We start from the raw sequence: 17353 nt of genomic DNA, 5'->3' as shown, positions 1-17353 counted from the left end.
CACAGCCCAATCGCCGCAATACAAAGAACGCCCACGGAAAATCCCCTTTCAGGGAATTCCGTGAGCGTTCTCGTAGAATTCACCGGGCCGACGGATCATCCGCCGGCCGTCGGCCCCGATCGGCCGTCACGCCGACGTCACTCGCCGTCCGCGCCGGACTCCACGGCGGGCTTCGATCCCTTGCCCGCGTCCATCGCTTTCATCTTGACGACCGACGCGAGAGCCGCGCCGCCGATCGCGACGACGATCACGGCGAGCGACAGCCATGTGGGCACCTCGGGCACCCAGTGGACGCCCTCGCCGCCGTTGATGAACGGCAGCGTGTTGCCGTGCAGCGCCTCCATCACCAGCTTCACGCCGATGAACCCGAGCACGACGGACAGGCCGAGCGGCAGGTAGACGAGCTTGTCGAGCAGGGCTCCGAGCAGGAAGTAGAGCTGCTGCAGACCCAGCAGGGCGAACACGTTCGACGTGAACACGAGGAACGGGTCCTTCGTCAGACCGAAGATGGCCGGAATCGAATCGAACGCGAACATCACGTCGGTGGTGTCGATGGTAAGGAACACGATGAGCATCGGCGTCCAGTAGCGCATGCCGTTATGGGTGGTCCTGAGCTTCTCGCCGTCGTATTCGTCGGTGATGCGGATCACCTTGCGCAGCGTGCGGATGATTCCGTTCTCCTGGTACTCCTCGTCGTCATCGCCGCCGATGACCAGCTTGACGGCCGTATAGATGAGGAACGCGCCGAAGATGAAGAACACCCACGTGAAACGGCTGACGAGCGCCGCGCCGATGAGGATGAACACGCCGCGGAAGAGCAGCGCGATCGTGATGCCCACGGACAGCACGTACTTCTGAATCTGCTTCGGCACGGCGAAGTTCGACATGATGATGACGAACACGAACAGGTTGTCGATGGACAGCGAATACTCGGTGAGCCATCCGGAGTAGAACTCGATCGCGGGCTTGGAACCGGCGAAATACCAGATGCAGCCGCCGAAGATCAACGCCATGACCACGAAGAAGGCGATGTGCTGGACGCATTCCTTCGTGGAGGGCACGTGCGGCCTGCGTCCGATGACGAACAGGTCGACGATGAAGAACAACGCAAGCACCACGAACGTGGCGATTTCAAATGCAAGAGGGGTTTCGGCCATGATTCCCTACCCTAACGCATCTCTATGACCGCTCTTCCCCGTTGCCGTGGCTCACTCGTTCGCCTTCGCTTTCCCTGCGACGCTCGCGACGCTATCGCTGCTCGCTGCTACGAAGGCTCACTCGTTCGCCTTCGTCATCTGACGCAGCTCCTTCTTCAGATCGCGGATCTCATCGCGCAGACGGGCGGCGAGTTCGAACTGGAGCTGTTCGGCGGCGGTGTGCATCTGCTCGCTCAGCTGGCGGATCAGATCGGCGAGGTCCTGGGCGGGCAGTCCGGCCTTGAGGATCTCCTCATGGCGCTTGTCCGCCTCGGCGGCGTCGAACGCGGGCACGCCCAGATGCGTGTTGCCCGCCTTGCCGGCGTTGCGGTAGCCGCCTTCGAGCAGGGTGGCCGTGTCCACGTCCTCCTTGGCGAGCATGTCGTTGACGTCGCTGATCTTCTTGATGAGCGGCTTCGGGTCGATGCCGTGCTCCTTGTTGTACGCGATCTGCTTCTCACGGCGGCGTTCGGTCTCGTCGATGGCCTGCCGCATCGCCTCGGTGACCTCGTCCGCGTACATGATGACCGTGCCGGACACGTTGCGCGCCGCGCGGCCGATCGTCTGGATGAGCGAACGGTAGGAGCGCAGGAAGCCCTCCTTGTCGGCGTCGAGGATCGCGACGAGCGACACCTCGGGCAGGTCGAGGCCCTCGCGCAACAGGTTGATGCCGACGATCACGTCGATCTTGCCTTCGCGCAGCATGCGCAGCAGCTCGACGCGGCGCAGCGTGTCCACGTCGGAGTGCAGGTATTCGACCTTGATGCCCCGTTCGAGCAGATAGTCGGTGAGGTCCTCGGCCATCTTCTTGGTGAGCGTGGTGACCAGGGCGCGCTCACCCTTGGCGACGCGGTCCTTGATCTCGGCGAGCAGGTCGTCGATCTGCCCCTCCGTGGGACGCACCTCGACCTTCGGGTCCAGCAGTCCGGTCGGACGGATGATCTGCTCGACCACCCCGTCGGACAACCCTAGCTCGTAGTCGCCGGGCGTGGCGGACAGGTACACGGTCTGGCCGACGCGTTCAAGGAACTCCGGCCATTTGAGCGGCCGGTTGTCCATCGCGGAGGGCAGGCGGAAGCCGTGTTCGACGAGCGTGCGCTTGCGCGACGCGTCGCCCTCGTACATGGCGCCGATCTGCGGGACGGTCACGTGCGACTCGTCGATGACGAGCAGGAAGTCGTCGGGGAAGAAGTCGAGCAGCGTGTGCGGCGGCGTGCCGGGCGCACGGCCGTCGAAATGTCGTGAATAGTTCTCGACGCCGGAGCACACGCCCACCTGGGTGAGCATCTCGAGGTCGTAGGTGGTGCGCATGGTGAGGCGCTGCGCCTCCAGCTCCTTGCCCTGCTTCCTGAGTTCGGCGACGCGCTCGTCGAGCTCCTCGCGGATCGTCTTCAACGCGCGTTCCATACGCTCCGGCCCGGCCACGTAATGCGAGGCGGGGAAGATGTGCACCTCGTTCTCCTCGGCGATCTCGTCGCCGGTCAACGGGTGGAGCGTGGAGATGCGGTCGATCTCGTCGCCGAAGAACTCGATGCGCACGGCGAGCTCCTCGTACACGGGGATGATCTCCACCGTGTCGCCGCGTACGCGGAACGTGCCGCGCGTGAACGCGATGTCGTTGCGCTTGTACTGCATGGCGACGAACTTCCGCAGCAGCTGGTCACGGTCGATCTGCTGGCCGACCTTGAGCAGCAGCATGCGGCCCGCGTATTCCTCCGGCGTGCCGAGGCCGTAGATGCACGACACGGTGGCGACGACCACGCAGTCGCGTCGCGTGAGCAGGTTGGCGGTGGCCTGGTGGCGCAGACGCTCCACATCGTCGTTGATGTTGGAGTCCTTCTCGATGTACGTGTCGGTCTGCGGGATGTACGCCTCGGGCTGGTAGTAGTCGTAGTAGGAGACGAAATAGCTCACCGCATTGTCCGGCATGAGCTCGCGGAATTCGGCGCACAGCTGCGCGGCGAGCGTCTTGTTCGGCTCGATGATGAGCGTCGGCCGCTGCAGCCGTTCGATGAGCCAGGCGGTGGTGGCGGTCTTGCCGGTGCCGGTCGCGCCCATGAGCACGACGTCGTTCTCGCCGTTCTCGATGCGTGTGGCGAGCTCGTCGATGGCCTGCGGCTGGTCGCCGCTCGGCCGGTACGGCGATTTGACGACGAACGGCCTGTCCTCGCGCTGGATGTTGAACCCCATCACTGCTCCTTCCATTCGGCGACCAGTCTATCAACCTGCTCGAACATGCGTTCGAGCGGCTGTGTGGCGTCGATGACGGCGTCGGCGATCGCCTCGCGCTCCGACCGCGTCGACTGGTGGCGGATGCGTGCCTCGGCCTGCTCACGCGTCATGCCGCGCGTCGCGACCATGCGTTCGATCCGCGTCTCGACGGGTGCCTCGACCGTGACGATATGGTCGAAGCGGAACGGGATGTCGCCGATCACCTCGGCGAGCAACGGCACGTCGTGCACGACGATGGCCGCGGCCGGATGCATGCGTTCCATGCGCGCCGCCGCGGCGTAGATCAGCGGATGCTCGATCGCGTCGAGCCGCTCCCGCGCGCCGGGTTCGGCGTCGCGCCCGAACACGTGGTCGGCGACCCATGCACGGTCCAACGTGCCGTCCGCCGCGACGGCGTCGTCGCCGAACTCACGCGCGATGGCCGGCAACGCCGCGCCTCCCGGCGCCACGACCTCGCGCGCCAACGCGTCATAGTCGATGTGCAGCGCGCCGTCCTCGCGCATCCGCGCCGCCACCGTGCTCTTCCCCGCCGCGATGCCCCCGGTCAATCCAATCCGAATCACGAAAACGCTCCTCCCCTTCTCTCCATCTCCCCATTTCCCATGGTGCGGTGAAACCCCCATGGTGCGGTAGGCGAAAACGACTTGATTCCGCCGTTATGAAGAAAGTGTGTTGCCGCACCATGGGAGAGATGGCCGATGATACGACGAAACCCGGCCCATCGGGACCGGGTTTCGTTTCAGGCGTTACGCCGTGAGCTCATGCCGTGAGGCGGAACTCACTTGCCGAGCAGCTGGTCGCGCAGGGCGGCGAGCTGATCGGAGTCGGCGAGCGTGCCGGTGGAGGTGTTGTCGGAAGAGTAGTTGGACACCTCTTCGACCTTCTCCTCCTTCGGGCCCTGGCCGTCGGCGGCAGCGGACTCCTCCGCGTGCTCGAGCTCCTTGGCCACGAACTCCTTGTGCTCCTCCCACAGCTGGTGGGCGGCCGCGTACTGGGACTCCCACTCCTCGCGCTGCTTCTCGTAGCCCGCGATCCACTCGTTGGTGTTCGGGTCGAAGCCTTCGGGGTACTTGTAGTTGCCCTGCTCGTCGTACTCGGCCGGCATGCCGTAGATGGCCGGATCGAAGTCCTCGGAGGCCGGGTCGACGGAGTCGTTGGCCTGCTTGAGGGACAGGGAGATGCGGCGACGATCGAGATCGACGTCGATCACCTTGACGAACACGGTCTCGCCCGGCTTGACCACGGTCTCCGGGTTCTCGACGTGACGGTTGGCGAGCTCGGAGATGTGCACCAGGCCCTCGATGCCGTCCTCGACGGAGATGAACACGCCGAACTGCACGATCTTGGTGACCTTGCCCTTGACGATCTGGCCGGGGACGTGGGTGCGGGCGAAGCGCTGCCACGGATCCTCCTGGGTGGCCTTGAGCGACAGGGAGATGCGCTCGCGGTCCAGATCGACGTCCAGCACCTCGACGGTGACCTTGTCGCCGACCTTGACGACCTCGGACGGGTGGTCGATGTGCTTCCAGGACAGCTCGGAGACGTGGATGAGGCCGTCCACACCGCCGAGATCGACGAACGCGCCGAAGTTGACGATGGAGGAGACGACACCCTCGCGGATCTGGCCCTTCTTGAGCTGCGAGAGGAAGGTCTCGCGCACTTCGGACTGGGTCTCCTCGAGGTACTGGCGACGGGACAGGACCACGTTGTTGCGGTTCTTGTCGAGCTCGAGGATCTTGGCCTGGATCTTCTGGCCGATGTACGGGGTGAGGTCGCGGACGCGACGCATCTCGACCAGGGAGGCCGGCAGGAAGCCACGCAGGCCGATGTCCACGATGAGGCCGCCCTTGACGGCTTCGATGACGGTGCCCTCGACGACGCCGTCCGCTTCCTTGATCTTCTCGATGTCGCCCCAGGCGCGCTCGTACTGGGCGCGCTTCTTGGACAGAATCAGACGGCCTTCCTTGTCTTCCTTCGTGACGACAAGGGCCTCGACGGTGTCGCCGACCTCGACGACCTCGTCCGGATCGACGTCCTTCTTGATGGAAAGCTCGCGGGAGGGGATCACACCCTCGGTCTTGTAGCCGATATCCAGGAGGACCTCGTCGTGATCGATCTTGACGACGGTACCCTCGACCAGATCACCATCGTCGAAGTTCTTGATGGTGGAATCGACTGCCTTGATGAAGTCCTCTTCGGTGCCGATGTCGTTGATGGCGACCTTGGTGACCTCAGTGTTGTTCTCTGCCATGTAGGTAATGGTTTCTCAATAGTTGGATGGATAATTACTCGATATTCAGTTATGGATGTGCCCATTGGACACGCGACTTTCCACAATACAGTCAGCCATGCCCAAAATCCCGGGCGTGTCGCCGTCGGTCAGGCCTCGCCTCCGGCCTTCGCCTGGCGCTCGGCCATCTCCACGACGTTGGCGAGGAGCATGGCGCGGGTCATCGGGCCGACACCGCCCGGGTTGGGCGAGTAGGCGGACGTCTTGTCATGGGCGGCCTTGTCGACGTCGCCCCTGACGCGCCAACGGCCCGCCTCCTCGTCGTAGACGCGCGAGACGCCCACGTCGAGCAGCACGGCGCCGTCCTTGACCATGTCGGGCTTGACGAATCCGGCGGAGCCCATCGCGGCGACGACCACGTCGGCGCGGCGGATGTGGTCGACGACGTCGCGCGTGCCGGTGTGGCACAGCGTGACGGTCGCGTTGACGGCGCGGCGGGTGAGCATGAGGCCGATCGTGCGGCCGATCGTGATGCCGCGGCCGAGCACGCACACCTCCTTGCCGTCCAGGTCGATGTCGTACGCCTTGAGCAGTTCGATGCAGCCGCGCGGCGTGCACGGCAGCGGCGTGTCGATGTCACCCTTGACGTGGAGCACGAGCTCGCCGAGGTTGTACGGGTGCATGCCGTCGGCGTCCTTGGCCGGGTCGATGAGGTCGATGATCGCGTTCTGGTCGATGCCCTTCGGCAACGGCAGCTGCACGATGTAGCCGGTGCACGCCGGATCCTCGTTCATCTCGCGCACCACGGCGGCGATGTCGTCGAAGGTCGCGTCGGCGGGTAGCTCGTGCTTGATGGAGCGGATGCCCACCTCGGCGCAGTCGGCGTGCTTGCCGGCCACATACTTGACCGAACCGGGGTCGCTGCCGACCAGCAGCGTGCCGAGGCCGGGTTCGACGCCCACGGCCTTGAGACGCTCCACGCGCTCCTTCAAATCCTGCTTGATCTGCGCGGCCACGGCCTTGCCGTCGAGTTTCACGGGCATGTCGACTCCTTCTGTCCTAACGTGTCGTGGGATGCGGTGGACGCTACTACGATTAGGTAACATGTCGGTTTCGCCGAAGACGGATATGGACGCGCGGCGAGGAGCGGAAGGGTTCGGACGATGAGTGTGGGACATTTGGGACGGCGAGCGGGACGACGGTTCGGGAGCGTGCGGCGCGTCGCGGCTTCGGTCGTCGCTACCGCGCTCACCCTCGCCTGCGCCGCCTGCGGCACGGCGGCGGGCGACGGCGGGACGGCCACGGGCGCGCAGACGACGCAGGAGACGAAGACCGGCGTCATCAAGGTGGTCTCCTCGGTGAACCAGTGGGGGTCGCTCGCCAAGGAGATCGGCGGCGACGCGGTCGACGTCACATCGATCCTCTCCTCCACGGGCGTGGACGCGCACGACTTCGAACCGAAGACCTCCGATCTGGCGAAACTGAGCCGCGCCGAGATCGTCGTCGCGAACGGCGCCGGATACGACACGTGGGCCACGAAGTCGCGCGGACCGGACTCGACGCTCGTCTCCGCCGCGCAGATCGTGGGCGCGATGGACGGCGACAACCCGCATCTGTGGTTCTCGAAGGACGCGCGCGCCGGCATGGCCAAGGAGCTGGCCGACGCGTTCTCGAAGGCGCGGCCGAAGAAGCGCAAGACGTTCGCAGCCAATCTCAAGGCCTGGCAGTCGCGCGAGAAGGAGCTCGACGCGCGCATGGCCGACTTCGCCGACGCGCACAAGGACCTCACCTATGGCGCGACCGAGGCGGTCGTCTACTATCTGATGAGCGACATGTCGTTCGACGACGCCACCCCGAAGGGCTACGCGCAGGCGGTCGCCAACGGCGGCGAGGTCGCGCCGGCGGACCTGCAGACCTTCCAGGAGGCCATCGAGAAGAAGAAGGTCGACGTGCTGGTCAACAACACGCAGGAGGCCTCCGACGCGACGAACATGCTCATCGGCACGGCCGGGCGCTCCGACGTGCCGGTCGTCGACGTGAGCGAGCAGATGCCGAAGCGGTACGACACCCTCGTCGACTGGATCGGCGCGCTGGCCGACGAGATCTTCACCGCCGTCGACCCGGACTACGGCAAGGACGACACGGCCGACGATACCGAATCGTCCTCTTCCGATTCCTCTGATTCCTCTGGCTCCTCCGACGACTCCTCCAACGACTCGGATTCCGCCGGGACCGCCGCAGGCGACGCCCAACCCGACCCCGGCAAGTAACGGCGCGGACGACGGGTCCTTATCGACGCGCCCGTAATTGAGAACGGTTGTCAACATCATTTGCGATAATCCTGCGGTAGATTCGTGAATCCCAATCCATGACCACAGGAGGCCCGACCATGGGCGAACCGCTTCAGGACGCAATCGTCTTCCGCGACGCGGCGATCAGGCGCGGCGACCGCGTCATCTGGCAGCACGGCGACTTCGCCATCCCCGCCGGATCGGTCACCGCGATCGTCGGCACCAACGGCGCCGGCAAGACCACGATGATGAAGGCCGAGCTGGGACTGCTGCCGCTCTCGCACGGCTCTCTCACCGTCTTCGGCAAGCCGGCCGGCGAGGCGAACGGCGTCATCGGCTACGTCCCGCAAAGCTACACGTCGGACATCGACTCGAACCTCACCGCCGAACAGTCGGTGCTGCTCGGCCTGACCGGCACGCGGTTCGGCATCCACCCGGTCACGCGCGCGCAACGCGCCAAGGCGCACGAGGCGATGGCGTTCGTCGGCATCGACAACAAGGCACGATACCGGCTGTCCGAACTGTCCGGAGGCCTGCGCCAACGCGTCGCCATCGCGCAGGCGATCGTCTCCGACCCGAAACTGCTCATGCTCGACGAGCCGCTCGCCAACCTCGACCTCGCATCCCAGCGCGCCGTCGCGCACCTGCTCGCACGCCTCAACCAGGAGCTCGGCATGACGATCCAGATCGTCGCACACGACCTCAACATGCTGCTGCCGATCCTCACCGGCGCCGTCTACCTGCTCGACGGGCACCCGCACTACGCGGACATGCGCAAGGTGCTCGACTCGAAGCTCCTCACCCACCTGTACGGCACGAACGTGCAGGTCGTGACCACGCCGCAGGGCGACATGTTCGTCACCCCCTCCCCCGACGAGCCGAAGGACCAGCTGATGGACATGCACACGGCCGCCGAGGTGGCGGAGCTGCACCATCACGCGCACACCGACGACATGCACGCGCACGACGCCTCCACGATTCAAGGAGCGAGGAAATGAGCCACATCGATTTCAGCTTCGACCCCAACTGGATGGACACGCTGACCGCGCCGTTCATGGCCAACGCGTTCCTCGCCGGCCTGTGCATCGCGTTCGCGGCCGGCGTGATGGGCTACTTCACCATCGCCCGGCATTCCACGTTCGCCGCGCACGCGCTCGCCCACATCGGCCTGCCCGGCGCGACCGGGGCCGTGCTGCTCGGACTGCCCGTCTCGCTCGGCCTCGGCGTGTTCGCGCTGGGCGGCGCGCTCGTGATCGGCGCGCTCGGCAAGCGCGTCTCCGAACGCGAGATCGCCACCGGCACGGTGCTCGCCTTCGCGACGGGCCTCGGCCTGTTCTTCGCCCGGTTGTCGAGTTCGGCCTCGCAGCAGATGCAGTCAATCCTGTTCGGTTCGATCCTGACGATCACCACCGCGCAGATCGTCGGATTCGCGATCTTCGACGTGGTGCTGCTGGCGGTGCTGTCGATCATCTACCGGCCGCTGCTGTTCAGCTCGCTCGACGAGCAGGTGGCGCAGGCCAAGGGCGTGCCAATCGGCTGGATGAACGTCGCGTTCATGGCGATCGTGGCCGGTGTGATCACGATCGCCGTGCCCGCGGTGGGCACGCTGCTCATCTTCGCATTGGTCATCACGCCGGCGGCCGCGGCGAACATCATCGCCTCCTCGCCGCTCAGGGCGATGGTCGCGGCCGGGGCGATCTGCCTCGTCTCGATCTGGGGTGGCCTCGTGCTCTCCGCGATGTTCCCAGCTCCCCCGAGCTTCATCATCGTGACGATCTCCACCCTGTTCTGGGCCGCCGCCAAAGCCGTGGAGGCGCTACGGCGGCGGTGACTCTATTTATAAAGAAGTCCCGCCCATCGTCGCCCCATCCATCGGCCGTCCGTTCACGCGCCCAGTCAGCGCCCGGCTTCCTCGACCAGGGCCGTGGCGATGGCGGCGAGGCCTTCGCCGCGGCCGGTGAAGCCCATATGGTCCGTGGTGGTGGCGGTGACGGACACCGGGCACCCGACGGCCTCGGAGAGCGCGACGGCAGCCTCGTCACGGCGACGTCCGATCTTCGGCCGGTTGCCGATGATGGCGACCGACGCCGACGCCGGAGCGAAGCCGCGTTCCCGAAGATACGCGACGGTCTCGCGCAGCATGTCCGCGCCGTGCATGCCGGTGCCGTGTGCCTCCGCGCCGACGCCGAACAGCGCACCGATGTCGCCCAGTCCGGCGGCCGCCAGCAATGCGTCGATCAGCGCGTGCGCGGCCACGTCGCCGTCGGAGTCGCCCTCGATGCCGCTGCCCTCGCCGTCCCAGCGAAGCCCCGCGAGCCACAATTCGCGGGAGTCGTCTTCAGAGGCGAAACGATGGGCGTCGAATCCCTGTCCTATACGCATAGTGCTCCTCCCGATATGCGAAGGCCCCCATTGGCGGGGGCCTTGCGGATGTCGATCGTCGAATCGCGTCAAACCGCGGCTCAGCGCTTGCGGCTCTTCTTCTTCTCGGCGTCGAGACGCGCCATCGTGTCGGAGGCGGCCTCCTCGGGCGCCTCGGTGTGATGCTTCTCGTCACCGGGCTTCGGCTCGCTGTAGCCGAGGTTCACGTCGAGCAGGCGCTGCGCCTCCTCCTCGTCGATCTTCTCGGACAGGGCGATCTCCGAGGTGAGGATGGAACGCGCCTTGGTGAGCATGCGCTTCTCGCCGGCGGACAGTCCGTGCTCGTCGACGTCGCGCTGGGCGAGGTCGCGCACGACCTCGGCGATCTTGTTGACGTCGCCGGTCGCGATCTTCTCGACGTTCAGCTTGTAGCGCCGCGACCAGTTCATCTCCTTCTCGACGATCGGAGTGCGCAGGATCTCGAACACCTTCGCCACCTCGTTCGCGTCGACGATGTCGCGCACGCCGACCTTCTTCGCATTGTCGACCGGGACGTTGATCACCAGGCCGTCGGAGGACAGCACCGACAGCTGCAGGTACTCGCGGGTGACCCCCCTCACGGTCCGCTCGGTGACCGCCTCGACCCTCGCCGCGCCGTGGCGCGGATAGACGACCATATCGCCGACCTTGTAACCCATGAAACCTCCGCTGAAAGCAGACCCACAAAAAACCTGAAAAAGTATGCCATCACCCCCGGACACGCCGGCAGGTCGCCGACCGCGGCTCGCGCGACGCGCCAAAGCCGCGATGATAACGTTTGTAGCCGTACACTATGGGCATGGCTACAAACACGAACATCAATGAAGATACCGTCGCCGTTCCCGTCAACCAGGGTGACCTCGACAAAGTCAGCAACGCCGAGTTCTACAACCCGCACGCCATCCTCGGCGCGCACATGGCGAACTACCCGCATGCCGACCAGACCACGATCCGCGTGCTGCGCCCGATGGCGAAGACCGTCGCCATCGTCACGCAGGACGGCGAATACCCGGCCGAGCATGAATACAACGGCGTGTTCATCGCCGTCGTGCCCTCCGCCAGGACCGAGCACGGCTACAGCGTGCCCGACTACCGCGTGAAGGTCTCCTACGAGGGCGGCGAGCCGTTCGTCGAGGACGACCCGTACCGCTACCTGCCCACCGTCGGCGAGATGGACACCTACCTGTTCGGCGAGGGCCGCCACGAACGCCTGTGGGAGGCGCTGGGCGCGCACGTGCGCCGCTACTCCGACCCGATGGGCGACGTGACCGGCGTCTCCTTCGCCGTGTGGGCGCCGAACGCGCACGCCGTGCGCGTCATCGGCAACTTCAACTCGTGGGACGGCCGCCGCCACGCGATGCGCGCGCTCGGCTCCTCCGGCGTGTGGGAGATCTTCATCCCCGGCATCGGCGCGGGCGAGGTGTACAAGTACCAGATCCTCAACGCCAACTACGAGTGGGTCGACAAGGCCGACCCGATGGAGCGCTCCCACGAGGTGCCGCCGGCGAACGCCTCCGTCGTCGTCGAGTCGACGCACGAGTGGCAGGACGACGAGTGGATGGAGAAGCGCGCCAAGACCAACCCGATGGACAGGCCGGTCGCCATCTACGAGATGAACGCGCTGAGCTGGCGCAAGGACGTGAACAGCTACCGCGAGCTGGCCGACAAGCTCGTGCCGTACATCGAGAAGATGGGCTTCACCCACGTCGAGTTCATGCCGCTCGCCGAATACCCGTTCACCGGCTCCTGGGGCTACCAGGTCACCGGCTACTACGCGGTCGACTCCCGTCTCGGCGGCCCGGACGACTTCAAGTACCTCGTCGACCGTCTGCACGAGGCCGGCATCGGCGTGATCATGGACTGGGTGCCCGCGCACTTCCCGAAGGACGCGTTCGCGCTCGGCCGCTTCGACGGCACGCCGCTGTACGAGGACCCGGACCCGACCCGCGGCGAGCATCCGGACTGGGGCACGTACATCTTCAACTTCGGCCGTCACGAGGTGCGCAACTTCCTCGTCGCCAACGCCTGCTTCTGGCTCGGCGAATACCACATCGACGGCCTGCGCGTCGACGCGGTCAGCTCGATGCTGTACCTCGACTACAGCCGCGAGCCCGGCCAGTGGCATCCGAACATCTACGGCGGCCGCGAGAACCTCGAGGCCATCGACTTCCTCAAGGAGGCGAACGCCACCGCGTACAAGAACAACCCGGGCATCATGATGATCGCCGAGGAGTCCACCGCGTACGCGGGCATCACCGCCCCCACCGACCAGGGCGGCGTCGGCTTCGGCCTCAAGTGGAACATGGGCTGGATGCACGACACGCTCGAGTACCTGCACGAGGAGCCCATCAACCGCAAGTGGCACCACAACGAGATCACCTTCTCGATGGTGTACGCCTACTCGGAACACTATGTGCTGCCGCTGAGCCACGACGAGGTCGTGTACGGCAAGGGTTCCCTGTACGGCAAGATGCCGGGCGACGGCTGGCAGAAGTACGCCGGCGTGCGCGCCCTGTTCGCCTACCAGTGGGCGCATCCGGGCAAGAAGCTCACGTTCATGGGCAACGAGCTCGCGCAATGGGGCGAGTGGGACCACAACAACTCGATCGACTGGGCGTGCCTCGACTGGGAGGACCACCGCGAGGTGCAGTCCATGGTCGCCGACCTCAACAAGCTGTACAAGGAGACGCCGGCCATCTGGAGCCAGGACTTCACGCCCGACGGCTTCCAGTGGCTCACCAGCGACGACGCCGACCACAACACGCTGAGCTTCATGCGCATCGGCTCCAAGGGCGAGACCGTCGTCGTGGTCGTGAACTTCTCCGGCGAGGCGTGGTCCGACTACCAGGTGCCGCTGCCGAAGGAGGGCAAGTGGACCGAGGTGTTCACCACCGACGCCAAGAAGTACGGCGGCTCCGACATCAAGAACGGCACGTTCGAGGCGGACGCCGGCGAATACCATTCGCGTCCGGCCTCGGCGAAACTCACCATTCCGGCGCTCGGCGCTGTATTCTTGAAGCCGGAAGAGTGACGAAAGGCGAACACCCCCTACCTACCGGCTGAAAGGCGGCAAGAACAACCATGCTCAATACCACGGCACGCCAACAGACCACACCGCGCACGGTGCTGGTCGTGGAGGACGAACCGACGCTGGCCACGGCCATCGCGCAGCGCATCACCGCCGAGGGGTGGACGGCGCGCGTGGCCGGCGACGGCGCCAGCGCCGTGCAGGCGGCCACGCAGTTGAAGCCGGATCTGGTGATCATGGACATCATGTTGCCGGTGATGGACGGCCTCGAGGCGACGAAACGCATCGTGGCCGCCCGTCCGGTGCCGGTGCTCATCCTCACCGCCCGCGACGACGAGGCGGACAAGGTGATCGGTCTGGGGGCGGGAGCCGACGACTACATGACCAAGCCGTTCTCGATGCGCGAGCTCATCGCCCGCTGCAAGGCGCTGCTGCGCCGCGTCGAGCGCGCGAAGGTCATCGCCAAGAACGCCGAGAACGAGAAGATCCTCGACTTCGGCACACTGGTCATCGACCCGGCGCAGCGCACGGTGAGCGTGAACGGCGAGTACGTACACCTCACCCCCACCGAGTTCGATCTGCTCGCCACGCTGGCGCGCAAACCCAAGTCTGTGCTCACCCGCGAGAAGCTGCTCGAGGAGGTGTGGGACTGGGTGGACGCGTCCGGCACCCGCACGGTCGACAGCCATGTGAAGGCGCTGCGCCACAAGCTGGGACCGGACATGATCCGCACGGTGCACGGCGTCGGATACGCGTTCGAGCCCCCATCGGGCGAGTGAGCCGGAGACGACCGGAACATGGGACGACCGATGACGCCGATGACCAAGTCCATCGACTCCCGCCGGGCGGGCGCATGCCGTGAACGCATGCGCCCGCTCGGCGTATTCTCCTCGCTCAAGCTCGAATTGTGCGCGCTGCTCGTCTTCGCCACGGCGATCGCGTTCACGATGTGCTGGTTCCTGCTCAAATTCGGCTGGAGCGGCTGGCTCGCCATGCCGTTCACCCTCGTGGTGGCGCTCGGCATCACGTATTTCTTCTCACGCGGTCTCACCGCGCGTCTGCGCCAGCTGCGCGACGCCGCCGAGGCGATGGCCGACGGCGACTACACGGTGCGCGTGCCGATGGACGAGTCCAGCCACGACGAGGTCGGCCAGCTCGCGCGTTCGTTCAACGAGATGGCCGCGGAGCTCCAGCACGCCGACCAGATGCGCCGCGACATGATCGCCAACGTCAGCCACGAGCTGCGCACGCCCGTCTCCGCGCTGCAGGCGCAGGTGGAGAACATGGCCGACGGCGTCACCGAACCGACGCCCGCGAATCTGGAGGGCATCCTCGACCAGACGCAGCGGCTAAGCGACCTCATCGCGTTCCTGCTCGACCTGAGCCGCATGGAGGCCGGCGCCGCGAGCCTCGAGATCGAACGCTTCGATTTCCGCGAATTCCTCGACGACACGATCGAACCGTTGGAGATCGCCGACGGCGGCCATGCGCACGACATCCGCATGCAGGCCGCCGAGGGCATCATGATGGAGGGCGACCAGGACCGTCTGCGCCAATTGTTCACCAACATCATCGGCAACGCGTTGAAGCACTCCCCCGACGGGACGAGCGTGCTCGTCGAAGTGCATGAGGACGAGACGCACGACACCGTGGTGACGAACGTCGTGAACTTCGGCTCGCAGATCGCCCCCGAGGCCCGTTCGGACATCTTCCGCCGCTTCGTCAAAGGCAAGTCCGGTCCGGGCACCGAATCGGGCGGCACCGGGCTCGGCCTGTCGATCGCGCGCTGGGCGGCGCAGCTGCACGGCGGCGACGTGCGCGTCGTCGACGACATGCGCGGCGCCGACTTCGAGATCACGTTGCCGAAGCATCATACCGTGGCGTAGCGGTCAGGGCGAGACAGGCGACGACCTGCGCGCCCGCCTCCTCCAACGCGGCCACGCAGGCGCGCATCGTCGCGCCGGTGGTGACGATGTCGTCGACGAGGACCACGCGCCGCCCGTCGACGCGCCGGGGCCGCGGCACCGTGATGACGGAACCGCCCACCCTCGCCGCGCGTCCGCTCCTGCCCTTCGTCTCCACCGACTTGCCTCCCGTGACGCGCGACGTCAGCACGTTGCCGGCGTGCGCACGGACGCCCCGCGCACGGCACCATGAGGCGAGTGCGCGCGCGGGCGGCATCATATGCCGCCTGCCGCGGCGCCTCGCCGAACGCGCCGATGACGGCGCCGGCACGATGAGCAGCCCGTCGTCACCGTCATGACCGGCGTCCACGCCTCTCGTCACCATGTCGCTCGCCACCGTGCCGTCGGACGTCGTGACGCCGATCGCGTCCGGGACGCGCGAGGCGAGCGTGCACAACGCCTGGGAGAACAGACGATCGCACTCCTCGTCGCCATGATCCTTCCATGCCAGCACGGCGCGTCTCACCGTCCCCTCGTACACCGAACACGCGTATGCCGGCACGTGCGTCGCCTCCGACGGCACGATCACCACCTGCGAGAACAAGGCCCGGCATGCGGGGCACAGCACCTCGTCGGGCATGTCGCATCCCGCACAGCCGCGCGGCAGCAGCAGGCCCATCATGTCCGAGGCCACGGTGCCGGCGCGCATGATACGCCTCCTACCGTCCCGCGGCGGGCTTCGGCAGGCGCTCCAGCAGGCCGTCGATGAGTTCGACGGTGTCGGCCGGGCTGGAGACGGCGATGCCCATCGCCCCGGCCTGCACCGCCGGATAGTCGTTGCCGCCGGGCTCCATGCGGTCGCCGACGAACGCGATCCGGTCCACCTCGACGCCGAGATGACGGGCGAGCTCGCGCACCGCGAACGCCTTGTCGATGCCCCGGTCGGCCACGTCGATGCTCGTGTAGCCGCCCGCGTGCACCTTGAGATCGGGCAGGTCGGCGGCGACGGCCGCGGCAAGACGCGCCTTCACCTCGTTGGTCGGATCGAACGCCTGCTTGGCCTCCAGCGGCGCCTGCTGACCGAGCACGGACAGGGTGATCTGGGAGCCGCGGTCCTCGATGCGTTCACCCCACACCGTCTCGAACCAGACGCCCTGCTCGCGCGCGCGGCGCTCCAGGCTCGCGCGGGCGCGGGCGCGCTGGTCCGCGTCAAGGTCGTGGCTGAACACCTGCTTCCAGCCGCCGCCTTCCCAGCGCCGATAGCAGGTGCCGGAGGTGGGCATGAGATGGAGCCGCCGCAGATCCGCCTGCGGTTCGAGCACGTCGAGGATCTGGCTGACGACGAGCTCGTAGCGGCCGCCGGTGATGACGGCGACGTCGATGCGCCGCGTGAGTTCGCTGAACCGATGGGCCATGGCCGGCTTCATGGGTTTCCTCGAATTGGCGAGCGTGTTGTCCAGATCGAATCCGATCAGCCGTACACGCGCGCAAAGCACGTCGAGGTCCCATTCGTCCCATGGCCTGATCATCGTCGTCTCCTGTCCGCTGCGCGCAGCCGTCGTATGTCCAGTATCCCACGTCGGAGGCCGCCCCATCGCGGTTGCCGCCGGCATGGCCTACAGTGGGTGCCATGCTTGAAGCCCCTTGGAATGAACGAGTATACCGCAATCGTCACGGCCGCGGCGTCCGCACGCCGATGTTCGGCACACGTCTGCCACGGTATCGCACCCGTTCGGGCATGTTCGACGATCTGGTGGCCGCGCATATCCGCCGTCTGGCCGAGGCGTGGCCGCAGCTGGTCAAGCCGGTGCAGTTCGCGGTGGAGGACGTGCCGCCCTCCGATCCGGCGCCGTGGGAGTCGGAGCCGAGCATCAACTCCCGCCTGTTCCCCGCCGACCACGGCATGCCCGCGCGCATCGTGCTGTACCGCATGCCGTTGCAGTCGCATACGCGGGGCCGCGAGGAGCTCCAGTGGGCGATCCGCGACGAGCTCGTCATCCGTCTGGGCGAACTGTACGGCCGTCGCCCCGAGGAGCTCGACCCGGATTTCGAGTGGTGAGCCCGGCGGCCGC

At 66.4% G+C, this 17353-nt stretch carries 16 protein-coding genes; 7 read left to right on the top strand and 9 right to left on the bottom strand.

The features are described from left to right. Nucleotides 1-137: 137 nt before the first annotated feature. The 5 genes from AC1AYX_RS03305 to AC1AYX_RS03285 all read right to left on the bottom strand — a co-directional run bounded on the left by AC1AYX_RS03305 (nucleotide 138) and on the right by AC1AYX_RS03285 (nucleotide 6701). Complete coding sequence (locus tag AC1AYX_RS03305; protein ID WP_476502167.1) at nucleotides 138-1157, bottom strand: TerC family protein; 1020 nt, start codon at nucleotides 1155-1157, stop codon at nucleotides 138-140. 117 nt (nucleotides 1158-1274) lie between these two features. Then, a complete protein-coding gene (gene uvrB, locus AC1AYX_RS03300) occupies nucleotides 1275-3386 on the bottom strand; it encodes an excinuclease ABC subunit UvrB (protein WP_476502166.1) in 2112 nt (703 codons plus the stop codon). Continuing rightward, entirely contained in the window at nucleotides 3386-4051 is a 666-nt protein-coding gene (gene coaE / locus AC1AYX_RS03295) for a dephospho-CoA kinase (RefSeq protein WP_476502165.1), read from the bottom strand. Before coaE ends, uvrB begins: the two co-directional genes overlap by 1 nt. Before the next feature lie 155 nt (nucleotides 4052-4206). Beyond that, on the bottom strand, nucleotides 4207-5679 hold the full coding sequence (gene rpsA / locus AC1AYX_RS03290) for a 30S ribosomal protein S1 (RefSeq protein ID WP_476502164.1): 1473 nt from the start codon (nucleotides 5677-5679) through the stop codon (nucleotides 4207-4209). 128 nt (nucleotides 5680-5807) lie between these two features. After that, entirely contained in the window at nucleotides 5808-6701 is an 894-nt protein-coding gene (locus tag AC1AYX_RS03285) for a bifunctional methylenetetrahydrofolate dehydrogenase/methenyltetrahydrofolate cyclohydrolase (protein WP_476502163.1), read from the bottom strand. Nucleotides 6702-6821: 120 nt separating this feature from the next. Between AC1AYX_RS03285 and AC1AYX_RS03280 the strand changes: the two genes are divergently transcribed. The 3 genes from AC1AYX_RS03280 to AC1AYX_RS03270 all read left to right on the top strand — a co-directional run bounded on the left by AC1AYX_RS03280 (nucleotide 6822) and on the right by AC1AYX_RS03270 (nucleotide 9780). Beyond that, the gene (locus AC1AYX_RS03280) at nucleotides 6822-7928 is read left to right on the top strand and encodes a metal ABC transporter solute-binding protein, Zn/Mn family (protein ID WP_476502162.1); all 1107 of its coding nucleotides are present in this window, start codon (nucleotides 6822-6824) and stop codon (nucleotides 7926-7928) included. 119 nt (nucleotides 7929-8047) lie between these two features. Then, nucleotides 8048-8947 carry an ABC transporter ATP-binding protein gene (locus tag AC1AYX_RS03275; protein WP_476502161.1) on the top strand — a complete coding sequence of 300 codons (900 nt, stop codon included), beginning with the start codon at nucleotides 8048-8050 and terminating at the stop codon, nucleotides 8945-8947. After that, nucleotides 8944-9780, top strand: a complete 837-nt coding sequence (locus tag AC1AYX_RS03270; RefSeq protein WP_476502160.1) for a metal ABC transporter permease — start codon at nucleotides 8944-8946, stop codon at nucleotides 9778-9780. Before AC1AYX_RS03275 ends, AC1AYX_RS03270 begins: the two co-directional genes overlap by 4 nt. A gap of 65 nt (nucleotides 9781-9845) precedes the next feature. Here the strand turns inward: AC1AYX_RS03270 and ispF are convergent, their stop codons facing one another. Next, nucleotides 9846-10331, bottom strand: a complete 486-nt coding sequence (gene ispF, locus AC1AYX_RS03265) for a 2-C-methyl-D-erythritol 2,4-cyclodiphosphate synthase (RefSeq protein WP_476502159.1) — start codon at nucleotides 10329-10331, stop codon at nucleotides 9846-9848. 80 nt (nucleotides 10332-10411) lie between these two features. Then, entirely contained in the window at nucleotides 10412-11008 is a 597-nt protein-coding gene (locus tag AC1AYX_RS03260; protein ID WP_034526438.1) for a CarD family transcriptional regulator, read from the bottom strand. Between the two features lie 140 nt (nucleotides 11009-11148). Here AC1AYX_RS03260 and glgB point away from each other — a divergent pair, with 140 nt between their 5' ends. Genes glgB through AC1AYX_RS03245 form a run of 3 tightly spaced genes read left to right on the top strand, consistent with a single transcriptional unit; the run spans nucleotide 11149 to nucleotide 15263 of the window. Then, nucleotides 11149-13380: a 1,4-alpha-glucan branching protein GlgB gene (gene glgB / locus AC1AYX_RS03255; protein ID WP_476502158.1), complete on the top strand. Its 2232-nt coding sequence runs from the start codon at nucleotides 11149-11151 to the stop codon at nucleotides 13378-13380. Between the two features lie 50 nt (nucleotides 13381-13430). After that, nucleotides 13431-14156: a response regulator transcription factor gene (locus AC1AYX_RS03250; RefSeq protein ID WP_476502157.1), complete on the top strand. Its 726-nt coding sequence runs from the start codon at nucleotides 13431-13433 to the stop codon at nucleotides 14154-14156. A gap of 39 nt (nucleotides 14157-14195) precedes the next feature. Further along, nucleotides 14196-15263: a sensor histidine kinase gene (locus AC1AYX_RS03245; protein ID WP_476502205.1), complete on the top strand. Its 1068-nt coding sequence runs from the start codon at nucleotides 14196-14198 to the stop codon at nucleotides 15261-15263. Here AC1AYX_RS03245 and AC1AYX_RS03240 read toward each other — a convergent pair. Both AC1AYX_RS03240 and AC1AYX_RS03235 read right to left on the bottom strand, forming a co-directional pair. Then, entirely contained in the window at nucleotides 15232-15990 is a 759-nt protein-coding gene (locus AC1AYX_RS03240) for a ComF family protein (RefSeq protein WP_476502156.1), read from the bottom strand. The genes AC1AYX_RS03245 and AC1AYX_RS03240 overlap by 32 nt on opposite strands. Nucleotides 15991-16000: 10 nt before the next feature. Next, nucleotides 16001-16810: an HAD-IIB family hydrolase gene (locus tag AC1AYX_RS03235; RefSeq protein WP_476502155.1), complete on the bottom strand. Its 810-nt coding sequence runs from the start codon at nucleotides 16808-16810 to the stop codon at nucleotides 16001-16003. Between the two features lie 101 nt (nucleotides 16811-16911). On the opposite strand from AC1AYX_RS03235, the gene AC1AYX_RS03230 reads away from it, so the two are divergent. Beyond that, nucleotides 16912-17340, top strand: coding sequence for a metallopeptidase family protein (locus AC1AYX_RS03230; protein ID WP_476502154.1), 429 nt, complete (start codon nucleotides 16912-16914; stop codon nucleotides 17338-17340). Nucleotides 17341-17353 lie beyond the last annotated feature (13 nt).

It is taken from the genome of Bifidobacterium sp. LH_419, assembly GCF_056356955.1.
The sequence above is the reverse complement of the archived record's forward strand: the minus strand, read 5'-3'. Positions and strand labels throughout refer to the sequence as shown.

Coding starts and splice junctions, on each gene's coding strand:
- glgB (WP_476502158.1), top strand. CDS start 11,149: ATGGCTACAAACACGAACATCAATGAAGATACCGTCGCCGTTCCCGTC.
- AC1AYX_RS03250 (WP_476502157.1), top strand. CDS start 13,431: ATGCTCAATACCACGGCACGCCAACAGACCACACCGCGCACGGTGCTG.
- AC1AYX_RS03235 (WP_476502155.1), bottom strand. CDS start 16,810: ATGATCAGGCCATGGGACGAATGGGACCTCGACGTGCTTTGCGCGCGT.
- AC1AYX_RS03275 (WP_476502161.1), top strand. CDS start 8,048: ATGGGCGAACCGCTTCAGGACGCAATCGTCTTCCGCGACGCGGCGATC.
- coaE (WP_476502165.1), bottom strand. CDS start 4,051: ATGGGGGTTTCACCGCACCATGGGAAATGGGGAGATGGAGAGAAGGGG.
- uvrB (WP_476502166.1), bottom strand. CDS start 3,386: ATGGGGTTCAACATCCAGCGCGAGGACAGGCCGTTCGTCGTCAAATCG.
- AC1AYX_RS03245 (WP_476502205.1), top strand. CDS start 14,196: ATGACCAAGTCCATCGACTCCCGCCGGGCGGGCGCATGCCGTGAACGC.
- ispF (WP_476502159.1), bottom strand. CDS start 10,331: ATGCGTATAGGACAGGGATTCGACGCCCATCGTTTCGCCTCTGAAGAC.
- rpsA (WP_476502164.1), bottom strand. CDS start 5,679: ATGGCAGAGAACAACACTGAGGTCACCAAGGTCGCCATCAACGACATC.
- AC1AYX_RS03280 (WP_476502162.1), top strand. CDS start 6,822: ATGAGTGTGGGACATTTGGGACGGCGAGCGGGACGACGGTTCGGGAGC.
- AC1AYX_RS03260 (WP_034526438.1), bottom strand. CDS start 11,008: ATGGGTTACAAGGTCGGCGATATGGTCGTCTATCCGCGCCACGGCGCG.
- AC1AYX_RS03240 (WP_476502156.1), bottom strand. CDS start 15,990: ATGCGCGCCGGCACCGTGGCCTCGGACATGATGGGCCTGCTGCTGCCG.
- AC1AYX_RS03285 (WP_476502163.1), bottom strand. CDS start 6,701: ATGCCCGTGAAACTCGACGGCAAGGCCGTGGCCGCGCAGATCAAGCAG.
- AC1AYX_RS03305 (WP_476502167.1), bottom strand. CDS start 1,157: ATGGCCGAAACCCCTCTTGCATTTGAAATCGCCACGTTCGTGGTGCTT.
- AC1AYX_RS03270 (WP_476502160.1), top strand. CDS start 8,944: ATGAGCCACATCGATTTCAGCTTCGACCCCAACTGGATGGACACGCTG.
- AC1AYX_RS03230 (WP_476502154.1), top strand. CDS start 16,912: ATGCTTGAAGCCCCTTGGAATGAACGAGTATACCGCAATCGTCACGGC.